This window comes from Variovorax paradoxus (assembly GCF_000834655.1).
In the GTDB taxonomy this organism is placed as follows: Bacteria; Pseudomonadota; Gammaproteobacteria; order Burkholderiales; family Burkholderiaceae_C; genus Variovorax; species Variovorax paradoxus_F.
Genome location: NZ_JXQQ01000084.1, coordinates 18,896 through 39,575, shown reverse-complemented (window position 1 = coordinate 39,575; position 20,680 = coordinate 18,896). Strand labels below are relative to the sequence as shown.

Below are 20,680 nucleotides of genomic sequence, written 5' to 3'. Positions count from 1 at the left end.
TTCAGCGGTTCTCGAACGGCGTCTCGTCGGCGCCGCGCAGCACGATGTCGAACTGGTAGCCCAGCGCGTAGCCCTCCTCGGTGATGTCGAGGCTGAAGTCGGCGATCAGGCGGTTGCGATAGCGCTCGGGGGTGCCGGTGATCATCGGGTCGTACTGCATCAGCGGATCGCCGGGGAAGTACATCTGCGTGACCAGGCGGCTCGCGAAGCTCTGGCCGAACAGCGACAGGTGGATGTGCTGCGGGCGCCAGGCGTTCGGATGGTTGCCCCACGGGTAGGCGCCGGGCTTGATGGTGAGGAAGCGGTAGCGGCCTTCGCTGTCGGTCAGGCACCGGCCCGCGCCGAGGAAGTTGGGGTCCAGCGGCGCATCGTGCTGGTCGACCTTGTGCACGTAGCGGCCGGAGGCATTGGCCTGCCAGAGCTCCACCAGCGTGTTGGCGACCGGGCGGCGGCGCTCGTCGAGCACTTGGCCGGTGAGGATCATGCGTTCGCCCAGCGGCTCGCCGTTGCGGCGCGCGTTGCGCGTGAGGTCATGGTCGAACTCGCCGATGCTGTCGTGGCCGTACACGGGCTGCTGGAGCTCGCCCAGCGAGGCCTTCAGGGGGATCAGCGGCTTTTGCGGGCCGCGCTTCACCGTCGACTTGTAGCCGGGGTAGACGTAGGCGGGGTGGGATTCCCAGTCGCGCGGGGTGAGCGTGGGAAGGGGGCCCTTGGTGGGGGTCGGCATGTGCGTTGTCTCCTGTCGTGGGACGAATCCGGAAGCCGAGACTTTAGAAGCGCCGTCCGATGATGTAAATTGAAGATTGCTCTCTCTTTCATAACCGGCAGTCATTGAACACGCCCACCGACCTTCGCCAGGAGTTCGTGCGCAACGTGCAGTTGCGGCACCTGCGCGCCTTCGTCGCCGTGGCACAGGAGCGCCACCTGGCGCGCGCGGCCTCGCGGCTCGCGCTGAGCCAGCCGGCGGTGTCCAAGACGCTGTCGGAGCTCGAAGCCATCGTGGGCACCCGGCTGGTCGACCGCAGCCAGGCCGGCCGCCGCGGGGTGCAGGGCCTCACGCCGGCCGGCGAGCAACTGCTGGCGCATGCGCTGCGCGTGCTCGAAGCGCTCGACGCCAGCGCAGAGGCGGTGGCGCCGACGGCCGGCGGCCGCATCGAGCGCCTGCGCATCGGCGCGCTGCCGAGCGTGGCGCCCGCGCTGCTGCCCTCGGCGCTCGCGCGCCTGCGGGACCACTGGCCCGCCGCGCAGATCGCGGTGAAGAGCGCCGCCAACGCGGTGCTGCTCGACGAATTGCGCGCGGGCGAGCTCGACCTGGTGGTCGGCCGCATGAGCGATCCGCGCCTCATGGGCGGCCTGAGCTTCGAGCTGCTGTACACCGAGCCGCTGGTGTTCGCGGTGCGCGCCGGGCACCCGCTCTCGCTCAAGCCGGCGCCGGTGCAGGCGGTGCTCGACTACCCGCTGGTGGTGTACGGCGAGGGCACGATCCCGCGTCACAACACCGAGAGCTTCCTGTCCGCGCGCGGCCTCGTCTTGCCGACCCATGCGCTGCAGACGCTCGACGTGGCGGTGGCGCGCGCGCTGGTGGCGGTGTCCGATGCCGTCTGGGTTACGCCGCTCGGCGCCGCGCGCGATGAGCTCGCGCAAGGCCGGCTCGTGCGCCTGCACATCGACACGGCGGGCACGGAAGAGCCGGTCGGCCTGCTGCTGCGCAGCGATGCCGAGGCCTCGTCGCTGCGCGTTGCGATGGCCGCGTTGCTGCGCGAAGGCGCGAAGCACCAGGGTGCCGTGCCCGCGCGATCTCGAAGGAATGCCCGGACCCCTTCGTGAAACACCGAGGAACCGGCTTAGCCGGGCCTCAGGTCTCGCCCCCGGCAGGGTTAAGGCGAAGCGACACGAAGTGCGAGCAGCCTGGAGGCGAGCCTGCTTCTAGTCTTTCGTGGCGCGGCGCTGCACGCAGGCCACGTAGCCTTCGCCGTCGGGCGGGCGCCCTGCGCGCTGGCTCTCCCACATCATCTGGCCGAGGCAATCCATCGCCTCGTGATGCGCATGCAGCAGCGAGCCGCGGCGCGCGGCCAGCAGCTCGACGGCCTGGCGAATGCCGCGCGGCTGGTCGATGGAACATTGCTCGCTGATCGACAGATGCATCGACAAATGAAGGAACGGGTTCTCGCGGCCGTTCGCTCCGTCGTACACGCGCGCCACCGCGGCGTCGGCATCGGCCAGGTCCTCGTGGTACTCGGGGTGTTCGTCGATCCAGCCGGCGGCGATGGTCTCGAGCGCTTCCATCGGAAGGCCCTGCCGGTGCTTGGCGTACACGTCGCAGAAGAAGCGGCGCACGTCTTCCTGGGAGGGGTTGAACATATATAGATAGAGGAAGAAAAAGGTGGAGAGGCAGACGCGGCCAAGGCCATCGCGATCGATCGCTTCGGCGACCCGGAACATGCGCGGCGTTCCGGGTACGGGGCGTTACATCGTTACGTAACGAATCGCGAAATGACCTCCTTACGCGATGTTTCGATGTGCCGCCGCACCGGCGGTTTTCAGAAATTTTTTCATACAAATCAATGACTTGAGTCGATGGCGGCGCCTCGTTGGCAGGGCTTGGAAAAAGCGGCACGCAAGTTGCCCCTGTACATGCATCTTTTGTCACAGAGGCTGCCATGAACGCTCCACAAGCATCGACCGATTCGACCGAAGGACTTGCCGCATCCAGCGCAGCTCCTGTGGTTCTTGCCCAAGCCACCGTCACTCCGCTGGGCAGTCCTGCCATTGCGAGTTCGGCGGCCTCCGTTGCCCCGTCCGGGCCTGCAAGCATCGGGACATTGTCCAATGCTACGCCCGGCACTGCCGTGATGCGCGACGGTGTCCGCATTCCGGTGGATGGCAACCAGACCCTGATCGCGGGCGACCGCGTGATCGTTCCCCAGGACGGACATGCCAACGTCATGTTCCCCGGCTCGGCTTCCAACAAGGCGCCGCTGGCCGGCGTCTTCACCGGCGGCACCGATGCGACCATCGGCTCGACCAAGCTGCCGGGCGGCCTCGAACAAGTGAATGTCGATGTGGCCTCGGGCGACCTGCAGGTCACCCCGCCCGACAGCGACGCAGATGCAGCGGCCTTGGCCGTGACCAAGAAGCTCGCGGCCGGCAGCGGCATCGGCCTGGGTGAATTCGCGCTGGGAGCCCTCGGTGCCGCGGCACTGGGCGCTGCGCTGGGCGGCGGTGGCGGCGGCGACAGCAGCGGCGTGCCGTTCCTGGTTCCCGGTCTTGGCGATGGCGGCGATGCAGACGCCGACGCGGATGCGGACGCTGATGCGGATGCAGACGGCGATGCAGATGCCGATGCCGATGCCGATGCAGACGCAGACGCAGACGCAGACGCAGACGCAGACGCAGACGCAGACGCCGATGCCGATGCAGACGCCGATGCAGACGCCGATGCAGACGCAGACGCAGATGCAGATGCCGACGCCGACGCCGACGCCGACGCCGACGCCGACGCCGACGCCGACGCTGACGCTGACGCTGACGCTGACGCTGACGCCGATGCCGATGCCGATGCCGATGCCGATGCCGATGCCGATGCCGATGCCGATGCCGATGCCGACGCCGATGCAGATGCAGATGCAGATGCAGATGCAGATGCTGACGCCGATGCCGATGCAGACGCAGACGCCGATGCCGATGCCGATGCGGACGCTGACGCCGATGCCGACGCAGACGCAGACGCAGACGCAGACGCAGACCACCTCCTCGATCCGGGCGACGGCCTCGTCCACGGCGTGGTCGGCGCGATCGACGACACCCTCGGCCTGGGCGGCGCCCTGGCCCCGGTGTCCCCGATCGTCGACGGTGTGACCGATGTGGTCGACAGCGTGCTGGCTCCGCTGCTCGGTTCCGAATTCACGCCGAACGACCCCAACGAGTTCGACTCGGTCGACAACGCCGTGGGCAACATCCTCGATCCGCTGGGCAACACGCTGAGCCCCGTCGTGGACGACCTGCTGGGTGCCGGCGTGACCGATGCGCTGCTCGGCTCGCTGCTCGGCCAGGTCGACTACGTGACCGACGGCCTGCACAACCTGCTGGCCGGTGAAGGCCCGCTCGGCGGCCTGACCGCCGGCCTCGGCCTGGATGGCGTGCTCGGCGAAGACGGCATCGTCGGCGGCCTGCTCGAAGGCGTGCTGGGCGAAGACGGCCTGATCGGTGGCCTGCTTGCCGAAGACGGCCTGGTCGGCAGCCTGCTGGGCGACGACGGCATCGTCGGTGGCCTGATCGGCGACGACAGCGCCCTGGGCGGCCTGCTCGGCAACCTGCTGGGCGACGACGGCGCGCTGGGCGGCCTGCTCGGTGAAGACGGCGCGCTCGGCAACGTGCTGGGCGGTGTGCTCGGTGCAGGCGGCCTCCTGGGTGGCCTGACCGGCGACGGCAGCGCCCTGGGCGGCCTGCTGGGCGACGACGGCCTGGTCGGCGGTCTGCTCGGCGAAGACGGCACGCTCGGCAACCTGCTGGGCGAAGGCGGCCTGGCCGGTGGCCTGCTCGGTGAAGACGGCGTGCTGGGCGGTCTGCTCGGCCAGGACGGCATCGTCGGCGGTTTGCTGGGTGACGGCGGCCCGCTGGGCGGCGCGCTCGGTGGCGACGGCCTGCTCGGCGGCCTCCTGGGTGAAGACGGCATCGTCGGCGGCCTGCTTGGCGACGACGGCCTGGTGGGTGGCCTGCTCGGTGAAGACGGCCTCCTCGGCAGCAACGGCATCGTCGGCGGCCTGCTCGGCAACGACGGCCTGGTCGGCGGCCTGCTGGGCGACGACGGTCTCGTGGGCGGCCTGCTCGGAGACGACGGCATCGTCGGCGGCGTGCTCGGCCAGGACGGTCTGCTGGGCGGTGTGCTCGGTGAAGACGGCATCGTCGGCGGCCTCCTGGGAGGCGACGGCCTCGTGGGTGGCCTGCTCGGCGACGACGGCGTCGTCGGTGGTCTCCTGGGCGACGACGGTCTGGTCGGCGGCCTGCTCGGCGAAGACGGCGTGGTCGGCGGTCTGCTCGGACCGGACGGCCTGGCCGGCGGCCTGCTCGGCGAAGACGGCATCGTGGGTGGCCTCGTCGGTGAAGACGGCCTCCTGGGCGGTCTGCTCGGCGGCGTCCTGGACGGCATCGGCGGCGGCAACCCCGGCACGCCTGGCGGCCCGGCGCTGCTCGATCCGGCCGACAGCATCGTGGGCGGCATCGCCGCCGGCCTGAACAACGGCCTGCTCGGCGAGTTGGGCCTGGGTGACCTGCTGACCCCGGTGGCCGGCCTCACCGACAACGTCACCGACGTGGTCGACGGCCTGCTGGCTCCGGTGCTCGGCGATGTGTTCACCCCGAACAACCCCAACATCCTCGACCCGGTCGACGGCGTGGTGGGCCAGGTGACGGACGGTGTGAGCGGCCTCGTGAGCCCGCTGGCCGACCAGCTGCTCGGCGCGGGAACGACGGCGGCGCTGCTGAATGCGGTGGACACGCAAGTGGACTTCCTCACCGATGGCGTGGCAAACCTGGTGGACGGCGGCCTGCTGGGCGGCGTGCTGGGTGACGACGGCCTGCTGGGTGGCGTGCTCGGAGGCGACGGCGGCCTCCTCGGCGGTGTCGTCGGTGACGACGGCCTGTTGGGCGGTCTGCTCGGCGGCGACGGCGGCCTCCTAGGCGGCGTCCTCGGTGACGACGGCCTCCTGGGCGGTTTGCTCGGCGGCGACGGCGGCCTCCTCGGCGGCGTCCTGGGTGATGACGGCCTGCTGGGCGGCGTGCTCGGCGGCGACGGCGGTCTTCTCGGCGGTGTCCTGGGTGATGACGGCCTGCTGGGCGGCGTGCTTGGCGGCGACGGTGGCCTCCTCGGCGGTGTCCTGGGTGACGACGGCTTGCTGGGCGGTCTGCTCGGCGGCGACGGCGGCCTCCTCGGCGGTGTCCTGGGTGATGACGGCCTGCTGGGCGGCGTGCTCGGCGGCGACGGCGGCCTTCTCGGCAGTGTCCTGGGTGACGACGGCCTCCTGGGCGGCGTGCTCGGCGGCGACGGTGGCCTTCTCGGCGGTGTCCTGGGTGACGACGGGCTGCTTGGCGGCGTGCTCGGCGGCGACGGCGGTCTCCTCGGCGGTGTCCTGGGTGATGACGGCCTCCTGGGCGGCGTGCTCGGCGGCGACGGCGGCCTTCTCGGCGGTGTCCTGGGTGACGACGGCTTGCTGGGCGGTCTGCTCGGCGGCGACGGCGGCCTCCTCGGCGGTGTCCTGGGTGACGACGGCTTCCTGGGCGGCGTGCTCGGCGGCGACGGCGGCCTTCTCGGCGGTGTCCTGGGTGACGACGGCTTGCTGGGCGGCGTGCTCGGCGGCGACGGCGGCCTTCTCGGCGGCGTCCTGGGTGACGACGGCCTCCTGGGCGGCGTGCTCGGCGGTGACGGCGGCCTGCTCGGCGGCGTCCTCGGCGACGGCGGCATCGTCGGTGGTGTCCTGGGTGACGACGGCCTCCTGGGCGGCGTCCTCGGCGGCGACGGCGGCCCGCTCGGCGGCGTCCTCGGCAACGACGGCATCGTCGGCGGCCTCCTGGGCGACGACGGCCTCGTGGGCAACCTGCTGGGCAACGACGGCCTGGTCGGCAGCCTGCTGGGTCAGGACGGCCTGGTCGGCGGACTGCTCGGCGGCGTCCTGGGCAGCGACGGTCCGGTCGCCAACATCCTGCAGCCGGTCTCCGACGTGGCAAGCGGCCTCACGGACACGGTCGCACCGATCGTCGCCACGGTGGCGGGTGCCGCGACCGGGGCGGTCGAGCCGGTGGCCGACATCCTGGCAGGCGCATCGGGTGCGGTGGCACCGGTGGTCGACACGGTCAGCACCGTGGTGAACAGCGTCGACCACGCGGTCACCCCGCTGGTGACCGAGGTCGTGACCCCGATCACCAGCCTGGTCGAGCACGCAGCGTCGCCGGTCACCAACATCCTGCACGGCCTGTTGGGTTGATCAAGAAAGAGCGAAGGAGAGAGGGAAGAGGGAAACCGCAGACAGGGACAGGCCGGCCACCGGCCTGTCCCGCGAAAGGATTGCTATGAAAAAGAATTTCCGGATATTGGCCATCGTTGCGCTCGGGGCCAGCCTCGTTGCCTGCAGTACGCCCAAGAGCGGTCGCGACGACGCGACCTACTACTACTCGAACAAGGGCGCGGCGGCGGTGGCCAAGGTGGAACCTCCGCCGCCTGCGCCGCTGACGAACGGACCCGTGGGCGTGCCGAAGATCGTGTACTTCGACTTCGACAAATACAACATCCGCGCGCAGGACCAGCGCATCGTGGAAGCGCATGCGAGCTTCCTGAAGAACCGTCCGGCCAGCCGCGTGGTCATCGAAGGCCATACCGACTCGCGCGGCGGCCGCGAATACAACCTCGCGCTGGGGCAGCGCCGTTCGGAGTCGGTGCAACGTGCGCTCACGCAGCTGGGCGTGCCGGCCGAGCGCGTCGAGGCCATCAGCTGGGGCATCGAAAAGCCCGCGTCGCAGGAAACCACCGAGGAGGGCTACCAGCTCAATCGCCGCGCCGAGTTCAGCTACCGCTGAAGTCGAAAGCCCAAGCGATGACGTCGAAGGCAACAGTCTCCGGTGAGCAGTTCCGTCGTCCGAGCGAGAGCCGATAGATGACGGACGCGACCGGTCTCCCGCACTCGATCGGGGCCGAATGATGTCCTTTTCAGACCAGCTCCACGCCTGCCACGAACGCCTGGCGTCGGTGTGCGCGGCGCTGCCTGCCCCATACCCCGCTTTCACGCTGTTCTTCTCGGTGAGCGACGGTTCGCAGCGTGCGCACGTCGTGCACGCGCGGGCCGCCGAGTTCGAGACCGCATGGCGCGAAGGCGCCGACCTCGCCGAAGGCTGGGTGCGCGACCACGGCGTGGTCTCGCCCTGGCTTCGCATCGACTGGGTCGAGGGCGCGAGCCCGATGGACTGGGCGCAGTTCAAGACGCAGCTCACCGCCGTCAAGCGCAACTACTTTCGCCTCGGCCTGGCCTTCGACAAGGACTTCGAGATTGCCTTCACCGAGCAGGAGCTCAACGCCAACGCGATGCTGGCGGGCGACTCGACGATCGCGCATGCGGTGATGAACCCGCGCAACTTCGAGGCCTACGGCCAGGCGCGTTTCCAGCGCCCGCTCATGCTGGACATGCCGGCGGACCAGCCGGTCTACCTGCTGGCGACCGTGGGCGTGTTCTGCCAGCCCGACGGCGTGGTGCACAAGCTCATCGGCACGGGGCTCGATGCGGGCCGGCGCCAGCTGCCCGCGCTCAACCCGCAGTCGGCGATGGACCTGGTGCGCAGCGGCTCCGCGTACCTCGCGCGCCAGGTGCAGAGCGACGGGCTCTTCGTGTACGGCTACTTCCCGTGCTTCGACCGCCGCATCCCGACCTACGACGCGATGCGCCATGCGAGCGCGATCCACGCCATGCTCGAAGCGTGGGAGGTCACGCGCGACGAAACCCTGCGCTCGGCCATCGACCGCGCGCTCGACCACCTCACCAACTGGCTGATCCGCGACTACCAGCTCGCCGACGGCCGCGAGGTGGCCTTTCTCGTGGACACCGGCGGGGAGATCAAGCTCGGCGGCAACGCGGCCTGCGTGCTCGCGCTGGTGAAGTACTGCGAGCTCATGGACACGCGCCGCTGGCTGCCGCTGCTCGAGAAGCTCGCGCTGGGCATCGTGTCGCTGCAGGATGCGGCCACCGGCCGCTTCAACCACGTGCTGCACGCCACCGACCTGGCGGTCAAGCAAGCCTCGCGCGTCATCTACTACGACGGCGAGGCGGCCTACGGCCTCATGCGCCTCTACGGCCTCACGCGCGATGCGCGCTGGCTCGCGGCGGTGGAGAAGACTTTCGATCATTTCATCGCGAGCCAGCACTGGCAGGCGCACGACCACTGGTTGAGCTGCTGCGTCAACGAGCTCACCCACTGGAGCCCGCAGGAGAGGTACTTCCGCTTCGGGCTGCAGAACGTGGCGGGCTACCTGGACTTCGTGCTCGACCGCAAGACCACCTTCCCGACGCTGCTCGGGCTCATGCTCGCCGCGCAGCAGATGCTGCAGCGCCTGGAGAGCATGCCTGCGATGCGGCACCTGCTGGACGAGCTGGACACCGAGAAGTTCTACCGCGCGCTCGACTACCGCGCCCATTACCTCCTCAACGGCTTCTTCTGGCCGGAGGTGGCGATGTACTTCCGGCGGCCGTCCACCGTGGTCGGCTCCTTCTTCATTCGCCACCACGCGTTTCGTGTGCGCATCGACGATGTCGAGCAGTACGTCTCGGGCTTCGCGTCGTACCACCGCTACCTGCTCGAGCGCCGCGTGCCGCTGGGCGCGAGCAGCGCCGCCGGCAGCGCAAGGGATGACAGCGCCGCCTGGACCGCGAGCGAAATGGCGCGCGTGACCCACGGCGAATGGGTGGTGCGCCCCGAAGACGGCTGGCGCGCGAGCGGCGTGACGCAGCGCTCCTTCATGCGCAAGGGCCGCGTGGTGTTCGAGAACCAGACGCGCCCGTCGAAGACGCCGCTGGCGGCGGTCACGCTCAAGGGCGTGCTGCAGCCGGCCGCGGCGGTGCTGTGCACCGACCCCAAGCCGCACCTGGACAAGCGCGTGCCGGTGCTCAAGGTGCCGAATGTGCTGCAAGCCGTGCTGCAACTCGGTGAACATGCGCGCACCGAATTCACCGGCCGCGTCTGCGGCGTGCTGGGCCACGGCACCGGCAGCAGCACCGTGGCCGCGATGCTGGCCGGCGCGCTCACCGTGTGGGGCGAGGTCGGGCAGCCCGAAGGCAATATCAGCCTGCCCTCGGGCATCGCGTGGAACCTCACCTGCATGCCTCGGCACGCGGCCTACTGGGTGCTGGAGATGGGCACCTCGCACATGCCGGCGTCGTCGCAACTGGTGCGGCCTTCGCTGGTGGTGGTGACCGGTCTCTCGGCTGCATCTCAGAAACACCGCGGCCCCTCGGACGCGGCCGCGCGCATGGACAGCCGGATCTTCCAGGGCATGGCCGCCGGCGACAACGTGGTGCTCAACCGCGACATGCCCGAGTTCACGACCTTCGCCGAAGCCGCGATGGCGCACCAGCTGCAGATCGTGACCTACGGCGAGCACAAGGATGCCGACGTGCGCCTGCTGGCCTTCGACCACGGCGAGGTGCAGGCGCAGGTGGCGGGGGAGCCCTTCCAGCTTCGGCTCAACGCGCCGGGGCGCCACATGGGCGCGAGCGCCGTCGCCGCGCTCGGCGCGCTGCAGGCGCTGCGCCTGCCGCTGGCCGCCGCGGTCGAACCCTTCGCGCACTTCGAGCCGCCGGGCGGACGCGGTGCGCTGCACACCATTCACATCGGCGGCGGAAGCTTCAAGCTGATCGATGAAACCTATGACGCCAACCCCAGCTCGATGCGGGCGGCGCTCGAATTGCTGTCACAAGCCCCATGCGAGCCTGCGCGCCGTGTCGCCATCCTTGGCGACATGCAGGAGCTGGGTCCCGCGGCGCAACGCCATCACCTCGACTTGGAGGAAGAGTTGCTGGCGTCGCAGCCTGACCGGGTGCTGCTGTGCGGTCCGCTCATGCGGGCGCTGCACGCGCGCATCCGTACCAAGGTCCGTTCGCACTGGTTCGTGGACGTGTCGGACCTGTCGACCGCATTGGGCGGTCTGCTGCAACCGGGCGACTGGGTGCTGGCCAAGAGTTCCGCCGGCGTCGGCCTGTCCCGGCTCGCCCGGGTTTTGAAAGCATTGCCATGAGATGGAACGCGTTGATTCGCATGCCCTACGAACGCGACGTGGAGGCGCCGCGGCGCTGGTGGCTCGGCTGGCTCCAGCTGTTGTTCGCATGGTTGGTGTGCATGCTGTTGTGCGCGAACATCGCATTGGTGCTGGCAGAGGGTTTGCCCGTAGTGAAGGGCGAGGCGACGGTGGACCGGCAGGCGGGCTGCACGGCCACGCAAACGGCGTTTCAACGCGACATGAGAACCGAGCGGCAAATCGAAGCAACAAAGGCGCGCGCCCCCCGATGCTGAGGTGCACGGCAAGCGATTTTTTGCTTTGTAATGTTGCGTAACAGTCGATAATGATTCGAGCGTCAATGCTCGACGGATCGGCCTTTTCTCATGATCAAGTTTCTCTTGCCCAGCCAGCTGGTTGCCGAAACTCCGGACGAGCCGGGAGCCAGTCCCTACGCGGGTGCGCTCCACACGGCTTTTCGCGCGGCTTACCCGCTGGTCAAGAGCGCGGCGTGGCGTTCGCTCCCCATCAGCCTGTTCGGGCTGCTGCCTTCCATCTTCCTGCTGCAGGTCTATGACCGCGTGCTCTCGCGCAGCGGCACTTCGACGCTCGCCGCGCTGGTCAGCGGCATCCTGTTCTTCCTGTGCATCGAGTTCTGGCTGCGCACGCGGCGCTCGCGCATGCTGCGCAACGCGGGCGCGATCATCGACCACGGCGTCTCGGGCGCGCTGCTGCAGTCGATGCTGGCCCGCCCGCTGCGCGCGCTCGAAGCGCGCCCGGCCTCGGTGTGGCAGCAGTACTTCCGCGACGTGGGCTCGGTGCGCGGCACGGTCACCGGCGGTCTCGCGCAATCGATCTTCGACCTGCCCATGGCCGTCTTCGCGCTCGTGGTGATCGGCATCGTCGCCTTGCCGGTACTGCCGGTGGTGGCCGCGTTCCTGGCGATCATGTCGTTCCTGGCCTGGTGGTGGGCCGACGAAGTGCGCGCCGGCCGCGTGGAGGAAGTGCAGCGCGGCCGGGGCCTCGATCGCATGACCTCGGAGATCTGCAACGCGCGCGAGACGCTCAAGACGCAGGCCAACGACGGCCCCATCAGCGACATGTGGCGCCAGACCTACAACGCCTGGCTCTCCGAGAGCTTCAGCAAGAACGGCCAGATCGAAACCGCGCGCGACGGCACCACGGTGCTGCTCACCGTCTTCTCTGTGGTCGTGGTGACGGTGGGCGCCATCTCGGTGATGGAGCAATGGATGACGGTCGGCGGCCTCGTGGCTTCCAACATGCTGGCGCTCAAGGCGCTGCAGCCTGTGGCCGGGCTCGTGTCGAACTGGCGCGCGCTGGCCACCGCCAAGGAAGCGGCCAGGCGCCTGGAAACCGTGCTGGCCGAGCCGGTCGAGAAGCCCCCCACTGGCATGACGCTGCCGCAGCCTCTCGGCCGCATCACGCTGAAAGACGTGAGCTTCAGCTTCACAGAGACCGCGCAGCAGCCGGTGCTGGAAAGCGTCGACCTGGACATCGGCCCTGGCGGGCTGCACGTGATCGTCGGGCGCAACGGCGCGGGCAAGTCGACGCTGGTCAAGCTGCTGTCGGGCCTGTATGCGCCCACGCGCGGGATCATCAGCATCGGCGAGTACGACCTCTCGCAGTTCGGCCGCGAAGAGCTCTCGCGCTGGATCAGCTATCTCTCGCAGGAGGTCTACTGGTTCGGCGGCTCGCTGATCGACACCATGCGCCGCGCGGCCCCCGGCCAGAGCGACGAGCAGATCGTCTCGGCCTGCAAGCTCTCGGGCGCGCACGACTTCATCTCGCGCCTGCCCGACGGCTACCGCACCATGGTCGGCGAAGGCGGCACCGGCGTCTCGGTGGGCGAGCGCCGCAAGCTCGCGCTGGCGATGAGCTTCCTGCGCAAGCCCTCGGTGCTGGTGCTCGACGAGCCCAGCAACGACCTGGATTTCCAGAGCGAGCGCAACCTGCTCGCCACGCTGCTGGCGGTGGCCAAGGTGCGCACCGTGGTGGTGGTCACGCACTCGCTGCGCATCGTCTCGGCCGCCTCGGCGGTCTACCACGTGACGGGCCAGGGCAATGTCGAAGTGGGCACCGCCGCGGTCATGGTGCCCAAGCTCTTCGGCGTGAAGAAGCCGCTGGTGGCGGTGGGCGACGAAGACAACGCGGGGGCCTCGGCCTCCCGCTCCATGGCGTAAGAACACGAATCCGATGAGCAATGCACGACGCATGAGATGGACGCAGCCCCACCGTCATGGAATGCCGCGGAACCGGCTTGTCCGGGCCGCCGGCAATGCCCCCGGTGAGGGGGTGGGCGCAGCGATACGAAGTGCGCGAAGCCTGGAGGAGAGCTCGTTGTGAAATCAGACCTGCCGCAGATCCTTCAGGACGAAGAGCAGAAGCGCGCGGCGCGGACCTCGCCGCAGGGGCGCCGGCGCCAGTGGATCATCGGCGGTGCCATCGGCGTGCTGGCCCTGATCGGGCTCGGCTTTCCGATGGAAACCGTGGTCGTCGCGCCGGGCCGCGTGATCCCTTCGGACCGCGTCAAGTCCATCCAGCATCTGGAAGGCGGTATCGTCAGCGCGGTGCTGGTGAAGGAGGGCGAGACGGTCAAGCAGGGCCAGTCGCTGGTCGAGATCGACCTGGGCGGCAGCGGCCTCAACCTCGAAGAACTCACCGCCCGCTACGCGGCCACGCAGGCCACGCGCGTGCGCCTCATCGCCGAGAGTCGCGGCCAGCCGCTCAACCGCCAGTCCTTCGCCGCCGACCTGGACCAGGACGTGTTCGAAGGCGAGCTGGGCGCCTACCAGGCGCGCGCGCTAGAACAGCGCGGCGTCATGGCCGGCGCGGTCTCGGGCCTGGAGCAGGCGCGCAGCAAGCAGCTGGAGCAGCAGGCCAAGGTCAAGGGCCTGAACGACCGGCTGGTGCTGATGCAGAAGGAACTCGAGATCTCCGAGCAACTGCTCAGCGAAAAACTCGTCGGCCAGGTCGAGGTGCTCGAGAAGCGCCGCCAGGCCGAGGGCGTGCGCAGCGAACTCGCGGTGGCCCGACAGGGCGTGGTGTCCGCCAACGCCGCCATCACCGAATCGCAGGCCAAGATGGCCGAGGCCGAGGGCCGCTACCGACGCCGCGCATCGGACGAGCTGGCCACGGTCGAGCGCCAGTTCGCCAGCCTGAGCGAAGACCTGGCGCGCGCCCGCACGCAGCGTTCGCGCACCGTGGTGAAGGCGCCCTCGGATGGCATCGTCAAGGGCCTGCGCAACTCCAGCCCGGGCTGGGTGGTCAAGCCCGGCGAAGCCATCCTCGAAGTGGTGCCCGACAAGGACGAGATCATGGTGGAGGCCCGGCTCAATCCGAACGACCGCGGCTTCGTGGAGATCGGCCAGTCGGCACGCGTGAAGATCACCGCCTACGACTACCTGCGCTACGGCGCCGTCGAAGGCAAGGTGATGCTGGTGGCGGCCGATGCCGATCGCGACGCGGCCATCGCCCAGGGCGCGCCCTACTACCGGCTGCTGATCAGCATGTCGCAATCGCACGTGGGCCGCGAGGAGAACCGCATCACCGCCGGCATGGAGTCCGAAGTCGACCTGCGCGTAGGCACCGACCCGTTCATCTGGTACATCCTTCGTCCAGTGCTCAAGTTGCGGCGCGAAGCCTTCCGCGAACCATGAGGGGCCGCATCGCTACCAGCCGGCGCCGCACCACGGGCACCGGTGTGCTGTGCGCAGCACTGTGCGCGAGCTTCGCGCTCCCGCCGACCGCCCTTGCGCAAGAGGTGCAGCAAGCACCTGAGGCACCGGAGGCGTCGCAGGTGCCTGTGCCATCGCTCTCGCTCGCACGGCGCCTGTCCACGCCGTCCGTCGGCGCCGCGAACTACGCCCAGCGCGTGAAGCAGGCGCTGATCGCCCTGTCGCAGGAATACCCCGAGGTGCAGACCGCCCAGGCGGCGGCCACCACCAGCAGCTACAGCGTCGATGCCGCCAAGCAGGCGCGCTACCCCCGCTTCAAGATCGGCACCTCGTCCGGCAATTACAACAGCGGCGCGGACAACGCCAGGACCCAGGGCTACACCGTGCTCACCGCCGAGGCGCGCGTGAGCCTCATCGATGGCGGTGCCATGAGCGCCGCGCAGCGCGCGGCCGAGGCCGGCAACAAGGCGGACGACGAGGCCGTCATCACCACCTCTCAGAAGGTGGTGCTGGATGCGCTCACCGCCTATCTGCAGGTGCAGCGCTTCGACCTGAAGAAGCAGATCGCGCACAAGGCCACCGAGGTGGTGGCGGAGCTCTCCAAGGCCGAGGCCCGCCGTGTCGCGCTCGGCGTCTCGGGCGACAACGACCTGAACATGGCGGCCTCCCGGCGCGCCCTGGTGGCCGCGCGCGAATCCGACTTCGAGGCCCAGCGCGACGAGGCGCTCGCCAAGTTCCGCAACTACTTCAAGTTCTCGCCCAACACCGAGTCGTTGCCGGTGCTCGCGGCGCCGCCGCAGTGGCGCATCGCCTCGCAGGAAGAGGCGCTGCGCCGCGCCGAAGCGCGCAGCACCGAGATCGCCGAGGCCCAGGGCCGCATCGAGCGCGCGAGGGCGCTGGTCGACCAACAGGAATCGAGCCTCTACCCGACGCTCGATGCCGTCGTCGTGAAGAGCAAGGACCCGCGGGGCGTGTCGCCGCAGGACCCGACGCGCGCGGCCTTCGAGCTCAACTGGAACTTCGGCAACGGCTTCGACCGGCAACTGCGCCTGAAGAGCGCGCTGGCCGAAGTCGCGAACCAGGAAGCCAAGCTCGAAGGCGTGAAGAACAACCTGTTCGAACTCACCTCGGCGTCATGGGCCCGCACCGTGTCGGGACGCGAGCGCGAGAAGCAGCTCATGGAAGCCGTCAGCACGTCGGGCCAGGCCTTTCGCGGCCGCCGCCGCCTGATGGAATTCGGCCGCGAGACCCTGCCCAAGGTGCTCGACGCGCAGCTGGACTACTACACGCTGCTGTTCGACTACGTCGACGGCGTCTTCGACCTGCGCATCTCCGAGCTGCGCCTGGCGCGCACCACCGGCGAACTGCGCATCGAGCCCGATGTCATGAACAGCTGGATCGACCGCATGTTCGGCCCGCCCAACCGTTCGATGCTCACCGAAGACGGCCTCCTCGCGGCGCTGTGCATTTCGAGCAACGCAGCCTGCCCGAACGAGCCGGTCGTCGAACGCTCGCCGGGCGCCGCGGCCAACAACCCGCCGCTGCGCCGCACCCCCCGCCTGACGCCCCGCTGAAAAAACAAGGGCGAGCGAAGCAAAGCCCCGCAAGTTCGTGGAACACCGAGGAACCGGCTTCGCCGGGCCTCAGGTGTTGCCCCCGGTAGGGGGGAGGCGAAGCGACACGAAGTGCGCGAAGCCTGGGGGCGAGCCCAGCTCACGCGTCTTCGGGGATGCCGGGCTCGCCGTCGAGGATCTGGTACTTGCGCATTTTTTCCCACAGCACCTTGCGGCTGATGCCCAGGTGCTGCGCGGTGTCCTGGCGCTTCCAGTCGTTGATCTCCAGCGCCGCGATGATGCGGTTGCGCTCGCCGCTGTTCCACCCCTTGCGGTCGCCGCTGCCGTCGAGCGCGACACCGCCTGCGTTGCCTGCGCCGCTGCCGTGTCTTTCGGCCGACATCGCCGGCGTCGGCGTGCCGCGCGTGAGGGCGATGGCGCGCTGGATCAGGTTCTGGTCCCAGCCATGCAGCTGCCGCGCGATCACGCCCACGCGCTCGGCAAGGTTGCGCAACTGGCGCACGTTGCCGGGGAAATAGGTTTCGGCCACCGCATCGCTGAGCCAGTGCGGCGTCTCGCCCAGCGTCTCGAGCTCGTCGCCGAGCACGTTGCTCAGCAGCGCCTTGAAGATCGCGATCTTGTCGACCTCGCCGCGCTCCTCGAGGCTCGGCACATGCAGCTCGATCACCGCGAGCCGGTAGAACAGGTCGGCGCGGAATTCGCCGCTCGCCACCATCTCGCGCAGGTTGCGGTTGGTCGCCGCCACGAGCCGGAAGTCGACCCGTATCGGCGAGGTCGCACCCAGCCGCGTCACCGCGTTGTCTTCCAGCACGCGCAAGAGCTTGACCTGCTGGTAGCGCGGCAGGTCGCCGATTTCATCGAGGAACAGCGTGCCGCCCGTGGCCTGCTCGAAATAGCCGCGGTGCGCATGCACTGCGCCCGTGAACGAGCCCTTGGTGTGACCGAAGAAGAGCGACTCGAAGAGACCGTCCGGGATCGCGCCACAGTTCACCGCCACGAACGCGCCCTTGCTGTACGACTGGTGCCCCAGGTGCAGTTGCTGCGCGATGCGCTCCTTGCCGACGCCGGTCTCGCCGCGCACCAGCACCGGGTGGTTGCAGTCGGCAAACGCGCCCACTTCGGCGAGCAGCGCCTGCATGGCTTCGGAGTGCGCCACCAGCACATCGGGCGCCTGCGGCGCGACATCGCGCGCGCGCAGCTGCCGCACGAGCTTGGCGACCATCGTGCGCAGCTCGGCGCAGGTGAAGTCGTAGGGCAGCACGTGCAGGTATTCGGGCGGATAGGTGCGCGAGTCACGCTCGCGCGAACCCGCGGCGACCCAGATCACCGGCATGCCCTGCAGGAACTCGGTGGCGTGCGCGAGCCCGCCGCTGTCGATGACCGTGACGCTGATGATCGCAACCGAAGGCCGCAGCGCCGCGCCGCGCTCCTGCTGCGGCGGCGGCAGTCCGTCGGCCCGGGTGACTTCCACGTCGAAGCTCGCCATGCACCGCGCGATGCGGTCGAGGATGTCGGCTTTGCCTTCCCAGACAAAGAGGTCGAGTTCGTCGAAGTTGGAGGGGGAACTCATGGGGAAAGAATGCGCATGTCAATAAACCAGCTCGGCGCCTCGATGGCAGGAAAGACGGGCTCCCACTTCTGCTTGCGCCAGATCGATGCCCAGCAGGTCGAGTAAGGCGTTGACTGTGGGATCGAGCAAAGGCCCCAGCGCGTTCTTGATCACAGTCTGCAGGGTGTTCAGGAGGTTGCTGATGAGGTTCAGCGCGCCGTTGAGCACGCCTCCGAGGACGCCGCTGGCATCGCTCGAATACGGCTGGAGCTGGATGCCACCCAAGGTGGAACCCAGGCTCTGGACGAGGGACGTTGCGCTGATCTTCTTGAATGATGGGTCTGGTACCGTGCCGTCGTAGGGCGCCGCATCGATCTCCGGCAGGTTCGCGGGAGCTGGCGCCAGGTAGGTCAGTGCCGTACCGTTCGCGCTGCCGCCGACGTCGGAGTTGATCACGAGCCCAAGACCCGAGATGACGGTCTTCTTGGCGCTGTTCATATCGACGACGTAGGTGCCGCTCGGGTTCTTCCATTTCTTGCCGCTGCACAACAGCGACAGCAGCAGGCAACTGTCGTATTTCGCTTCGCGGTAGCCGATCTCGACAATGCCCACCGGCTCGGCCGTCGGAGGAAGCGACGAAGAGAACATGTTGGTGACCTTGCCAACGCTGAGGCGCGCGACGCTGGTGTCTGCGCGCACGTTCAACGACTTGCTGTCGGCGGCGTTGCATGCATGGCCAGTCACGAGAGCGGATCCGTTGCCCGAACTGATCCCGATGTCGATGGGGGCGGGAAGCGCGGCCGTGTAGATGACTTTCTGCGGTTGGCATGCAGGCAGAAGGCCGCCGCAGCCGACCAGTCCGACAAGGTCGGTCACGATGGTGCCGAGGTTCAGCGACACGACGCTGTCCAGGAAATTGACGATCGGCGAGAGGGCGCCGAGCGCAGCCGAACCCACATCGGAAAGTACATTCGTGACGCCGCTGAGGTTGACCGACATCAGCAGCCGGACCTGGGCCGTCCGGACATAGATTTTGTTGGGATCGTTGACGCCGAGGCTGGCGTTGATCAGCGCGGGATTGCCGACCGCCGAGATCTGCGGCGGCTCGATGACCTGCAGCTTGGTCGTCACGCCGGCGATGCCGGGCAGGGTGATCGGCACGGTGGCTGCGAGCCCGTTCTTTCCGTTCGCGACCTGGATCATTCCCTGCACGATCTGGAAGAGTTGAAGTTCGGTGCTCAGGCCTGCTGCATCCGTACCGGAAGCGATGCCCAGCAGGTCGCTGAGCTTCAAGGTGAACGGCGAGGCCTGCACGCTCACCAGCAGATCGCGCAGGGCCTGCACCGTGAAGGCGGCGGTGCTCCCACCGCGCTCCATGACCGTGATCATGCTCTGCAGCAGGACGCCCGCGTTCACGTCGGTGTTGAGGACCTGGTCGTAGTTGGCGGCGCTGATGTTCAGGTCCAGCTTGAGCTGGTCGAGAAAACTCAGCAGCTGGATGTTGGTGTTGAGCAGGCCCTGCCACCCCGCGGCCTGCAGACTCAGCGAACCACCCAACAGACCGCCGAAGACGGCATTCAGCAGCGCGGACTGCTTGGTGTCCACCGACAGCAGCGTGCTGCGGATGTTCAGCGAAGCGAGCGGCTGCCGCTGCGCCGCCAGCGCCTGCACCGTGATCGTGTAAGGCTGCCCGCCCGAGAGATTCGGCAGCAGCAACGCAGGTGTCCTCGAAAGTCTCACGCGCACGGCATTGAAGAACTGGCCCGTATTGGGTGCGCCGAAATGCTGGGGCGCCTCGCGGGTCTGGGGATCCCAGTTCCCGCATTCGACATTCGCTGCGGCCAGCGGCGGCAGCATCGGCGGCATGTTCTGCGCAGCATTGGCAACCGCGGCGGTCGTGGCGTCGACGCAGCTGAGCGGCAGCAACGATTGAGCCCCCGAAAGCGCCGCCAGATCCGCAGTCTTCTGGAGCTCCCGCTTCATCAGCATCAGGTAGCCGATCTGGGTTCCGAGAAGCGTGATGACGACCAGGCTCAGCGCAATGGCCGTGTTGATGATGATGGAGCCGCGTGCGCGCGCACCGCGCGGCCCGGGCGCCTGTCGGGCTGCGCGGCGAAGGGAATTCCGGAGTGCTGTGGCCATGGCGGTGAACTCCCCTTCAGGACCGGAGCGCGATGGTCGATCGGCTCCGCAGTTGGTCGGGCACCCATGTGCTGAGGTCCAGCAACGGCATCGTCGGAAGCAGGCGGTTCGCGCTGTACGGATAGCTCACGGTCACCACATAGGCGGCCGATGTGCCTGCGCCGCTCGGCGCTGCGGTCACCACCACCGTGGCGGCGATCCAGGCGCGACGCGTCGTCACGCTGGCATTGGAAGAAGCAGGAACCACGAGCGAATTGGCCAGGGCGCCATAGACGGCATCGGTGACCCGCGCGTCGTTGCCGACTGGTGCGGTCACCATGCTCGCGACCCGCGCGCCTTCCTCCGCGGCGCGCGTGACCACCTGCTGCGTGTAGAAGACCGCGCCGAATGTCGCGACCGCGTACAGGACGCTGAAAAGCAGCACGAAGACCAGCGCGAATTCGATCGCGGCCACGCCGCGCTCTCTGCTTTTCACGCGGCCGGCAATCATGGCGACCTCCCATCGAGGAGCATGCTGGCCTTGCCGATGATGATGTTCGGCATCGCGAAAGCAGGCAGCGGCGGCAGCAGGCCGTTCATGTTCGATGCGGTGACGGTGACCACCATCTGGCAGCGGGCGTCCCACTCCGGGCCGCAGGTCGGCGTTCCGCAGACGTTGCTGACGACGCCGCAGACCGTGGCCTGGACATTGCGCGTCACCACGGTTGGCAGCCATGTGATGGCCTGTTGCGCGACGGCTCGCGCATGGTCTTGCCGGCCCTGCAGCGTGGACTGGTAGCGCAACGCCGCACGCGCGCCGTCTTCCGCCGCGTTCTGCACGCCCAGGCGAAACGCGAACAGCATGCCGTAGCAGATGGCCCCGTAAAGCACTGCGAAGAAGATCAGGAACACCATCGCGAACTCGATCGCATACACGCCGCGTTGGCGGCGTGCTGCGGGGCGGGTGCCTGGCGTTTTCATGGCGATGCGG

At 68.6% G+C, this 20,680-nt stretch carries 14 protein-coding genes; 8 read left to right on the top strand and 6 right to left on the bottom strand.

Annotated features, from left to right (window positions below):
- Window position 1: 1 nt before the first annotated feature.
- Complete coding sequence (gene pcaH / locus RT97_RS26625; RefSeq protein ID WP_042581869.1) at window positions 2-727, bottom strand: protocatechuate 3,4-dioxygenase subunit beta; 726 nt, start codon at window positions 725-727, stop codon at window positions 2-4.
- A 104-nt stretch (window positions 728-831) separates the two neighbouring features.
- On the opposite strand from pcaH, the gene RT97_RS26620 reads away from it, so the two are divergent.
- Window positions 832-1,827, top strand: coding sequence for a LysR substrate-binding domain-containing protein (locus RT97_RS26620; protein WP_155403897.1), 996 nt, complete (start codon window positions 832-834; stop codon window positions 1,825-1,827).
- Between the two features lie 99 nt (window positions 1,828-1,926).
- On the opposite strand, the gene RT97_RS26615 is transcribed toward RT97_RS26620, so the two are convergent.
- Window positions 1,927-2,361 (bottom strand): DUF1841 family protein, encoded by a 435-nt coding sequence (locus RT97_RS26615; RefSeq protein ID WP_042581998.1) that lies wholly within the window; start codon window positions 2,359-2,361, stop codon window positions 1,927-1,929.
- 491 nt (window positions 2,362-2,852) lie between these two features.
- Here RT97_RS26615 and RT97_RS26610 point away from each other — a divergent pair, with 491 nt between their 5' ends.
- The 7 genes from RT97_RS26610 (at window position 2,853) to RT97_RS26580 (ending at window position 16,019) form a co-directional block, all read left to right on the top strand.
- Complete coding sequence (locus tag RT97_RS26610; protein ID WP_042581868.1) at window positions 2,853-6,980, top strand: hypothetical protein; 4,128 nt, start codon at window positions 2,853-2,855, stop codon at window positions 6,978-6,980.
- An 85-nt stretch (window positions 6,981-7,065) separates the two neighbouring features.
- Window positions 7,066-7,569: a peptidoglycan-associated lipoprotein Pal gene (gene pal / locus RT97_RS26605; protein ID WP_042581867.1), complete on the top strand. Its 504-nt coding sequence runs from the start codon at window positions 7,066-7,068 to the stop codon at window positions 7,567-7,569.
- A 118-nt stretch (window positions 7,570-7,687) separates the two neighbouring features.
- Window positions 7,688-10,771, top strand: a complete 3,084-nt coding sequence (locus RT97_RS26600) for a glutamate ligase domain-containing protein (RefSeq protein WP_042581866.1) — start codon at window positions 7,688-7,690, stop codon at window positions 10,769-10,771.
- Between the two features lie 20 nt (window positions 10,772-10,791).
- A complete protein-coding gene (locus RT97_RS26595; RefSeq protein ID WP_253278323.1) occupies window positions 10,792-11,046 on the top strand; it encodes a hypothetical protein in 255 nt (84 codons plus the stop codon).
- 90 nt (window positions 11,047-11,136) lie between these two features.
- Window positions 11,137-12,951, top strand: coding sequence for a peptidase domain-containing ABC transporter (locus RT97_RS26590; RefSeq protein WP_042581864.1), 1,815 nt, complete (start codon window positions 11,137-11,139; stop codon window positions 12,949-12,951).
- Between the two features lie 159 nt (window positions 12,952-13,110).
- Window positions 13,111-14,427 (top strand): HlyD family type I secretion periplasmic adaptor subunit, encoded by a 1,317-nt coding sequence (locus RT97_RS26585; RefSeq protein ID WP_042581863.1) that lies wholly within the window; start codon window positions 13,111-13,113, stop codon window positions 14,425-14,427.
- A complete protein-coding gene (locus RT97_RS26580) occupies window positions 14,424-16,019 on the top strand; it encodes a TolC family protein (protein WP_042581862.1) in 1,596 nt (531 codons plus the stop codon). Before RT97_RS26585 ends, RT97_RS26580 begins: the two co-directional genes overlap by 4 nt.
- A gap of 139 nt (window positions 16,020-16,158) precedes the next feature.
- Here the strand turns inward: RT97_RS26580 and RT97_RS26575 are convergent, their stop codons facing one another.
- From RT97_RS26575 to RT97_RS26560, 4 genes are read right to left on the bottom strand one after another with little or no spacing between them, the layout of a single operon-like run.
- Window positions 16,159-17,589, bottom strand: coding sequence for a sigma 54-interacting transcriptional regulator (locus RT97_RS26575; protein WP_042581861.1), 1,431 nt, complete (start codon window positions 17,587-17,589; stop codon window positions 16,159-16,161).
- Window positions 17,590-17,607: 18 nt separating this feature from the next.
- Complete coding sequence (locus RT97_RS26570; RefSeq protein WP_042581860.1) at window positions 17,608-19,710, bottom strand: pilus assembly protein TadG-related protein; 2,103 nt, start codon at window positions 19,708-19,710, stop codon at window positions 17,608-17,610.
- Window positions 19,711-19,726: 16 nt separating this feature from the next.
- Entirely contained in the window at window positions 19,727-20,200 is a 474-nt protein-coding gene (locus RT97_RS26565; protein ID WP_042581859.1) for a TadE/TadG family type IV pilus assembly protein, read from the bottom strand.
- Window positions 20,197-20,670, bottom strand: coding sequence for a TadE/TadG family type IV pilus assembly protein (locus RT97_RS26560; protein WP_042581858.1), 474 nt, complete (start codon window positions 20,668-20,670; stop codon window positions 20,197-20,199). The genes RT97_RS26565 and RT97_RS26560 overlap by 4 nt, the downstream gene beginning before the upstream one ends.
- Between the last annotated feature and the right edge of the window lie 10 nt (window positions 20,671-20,680).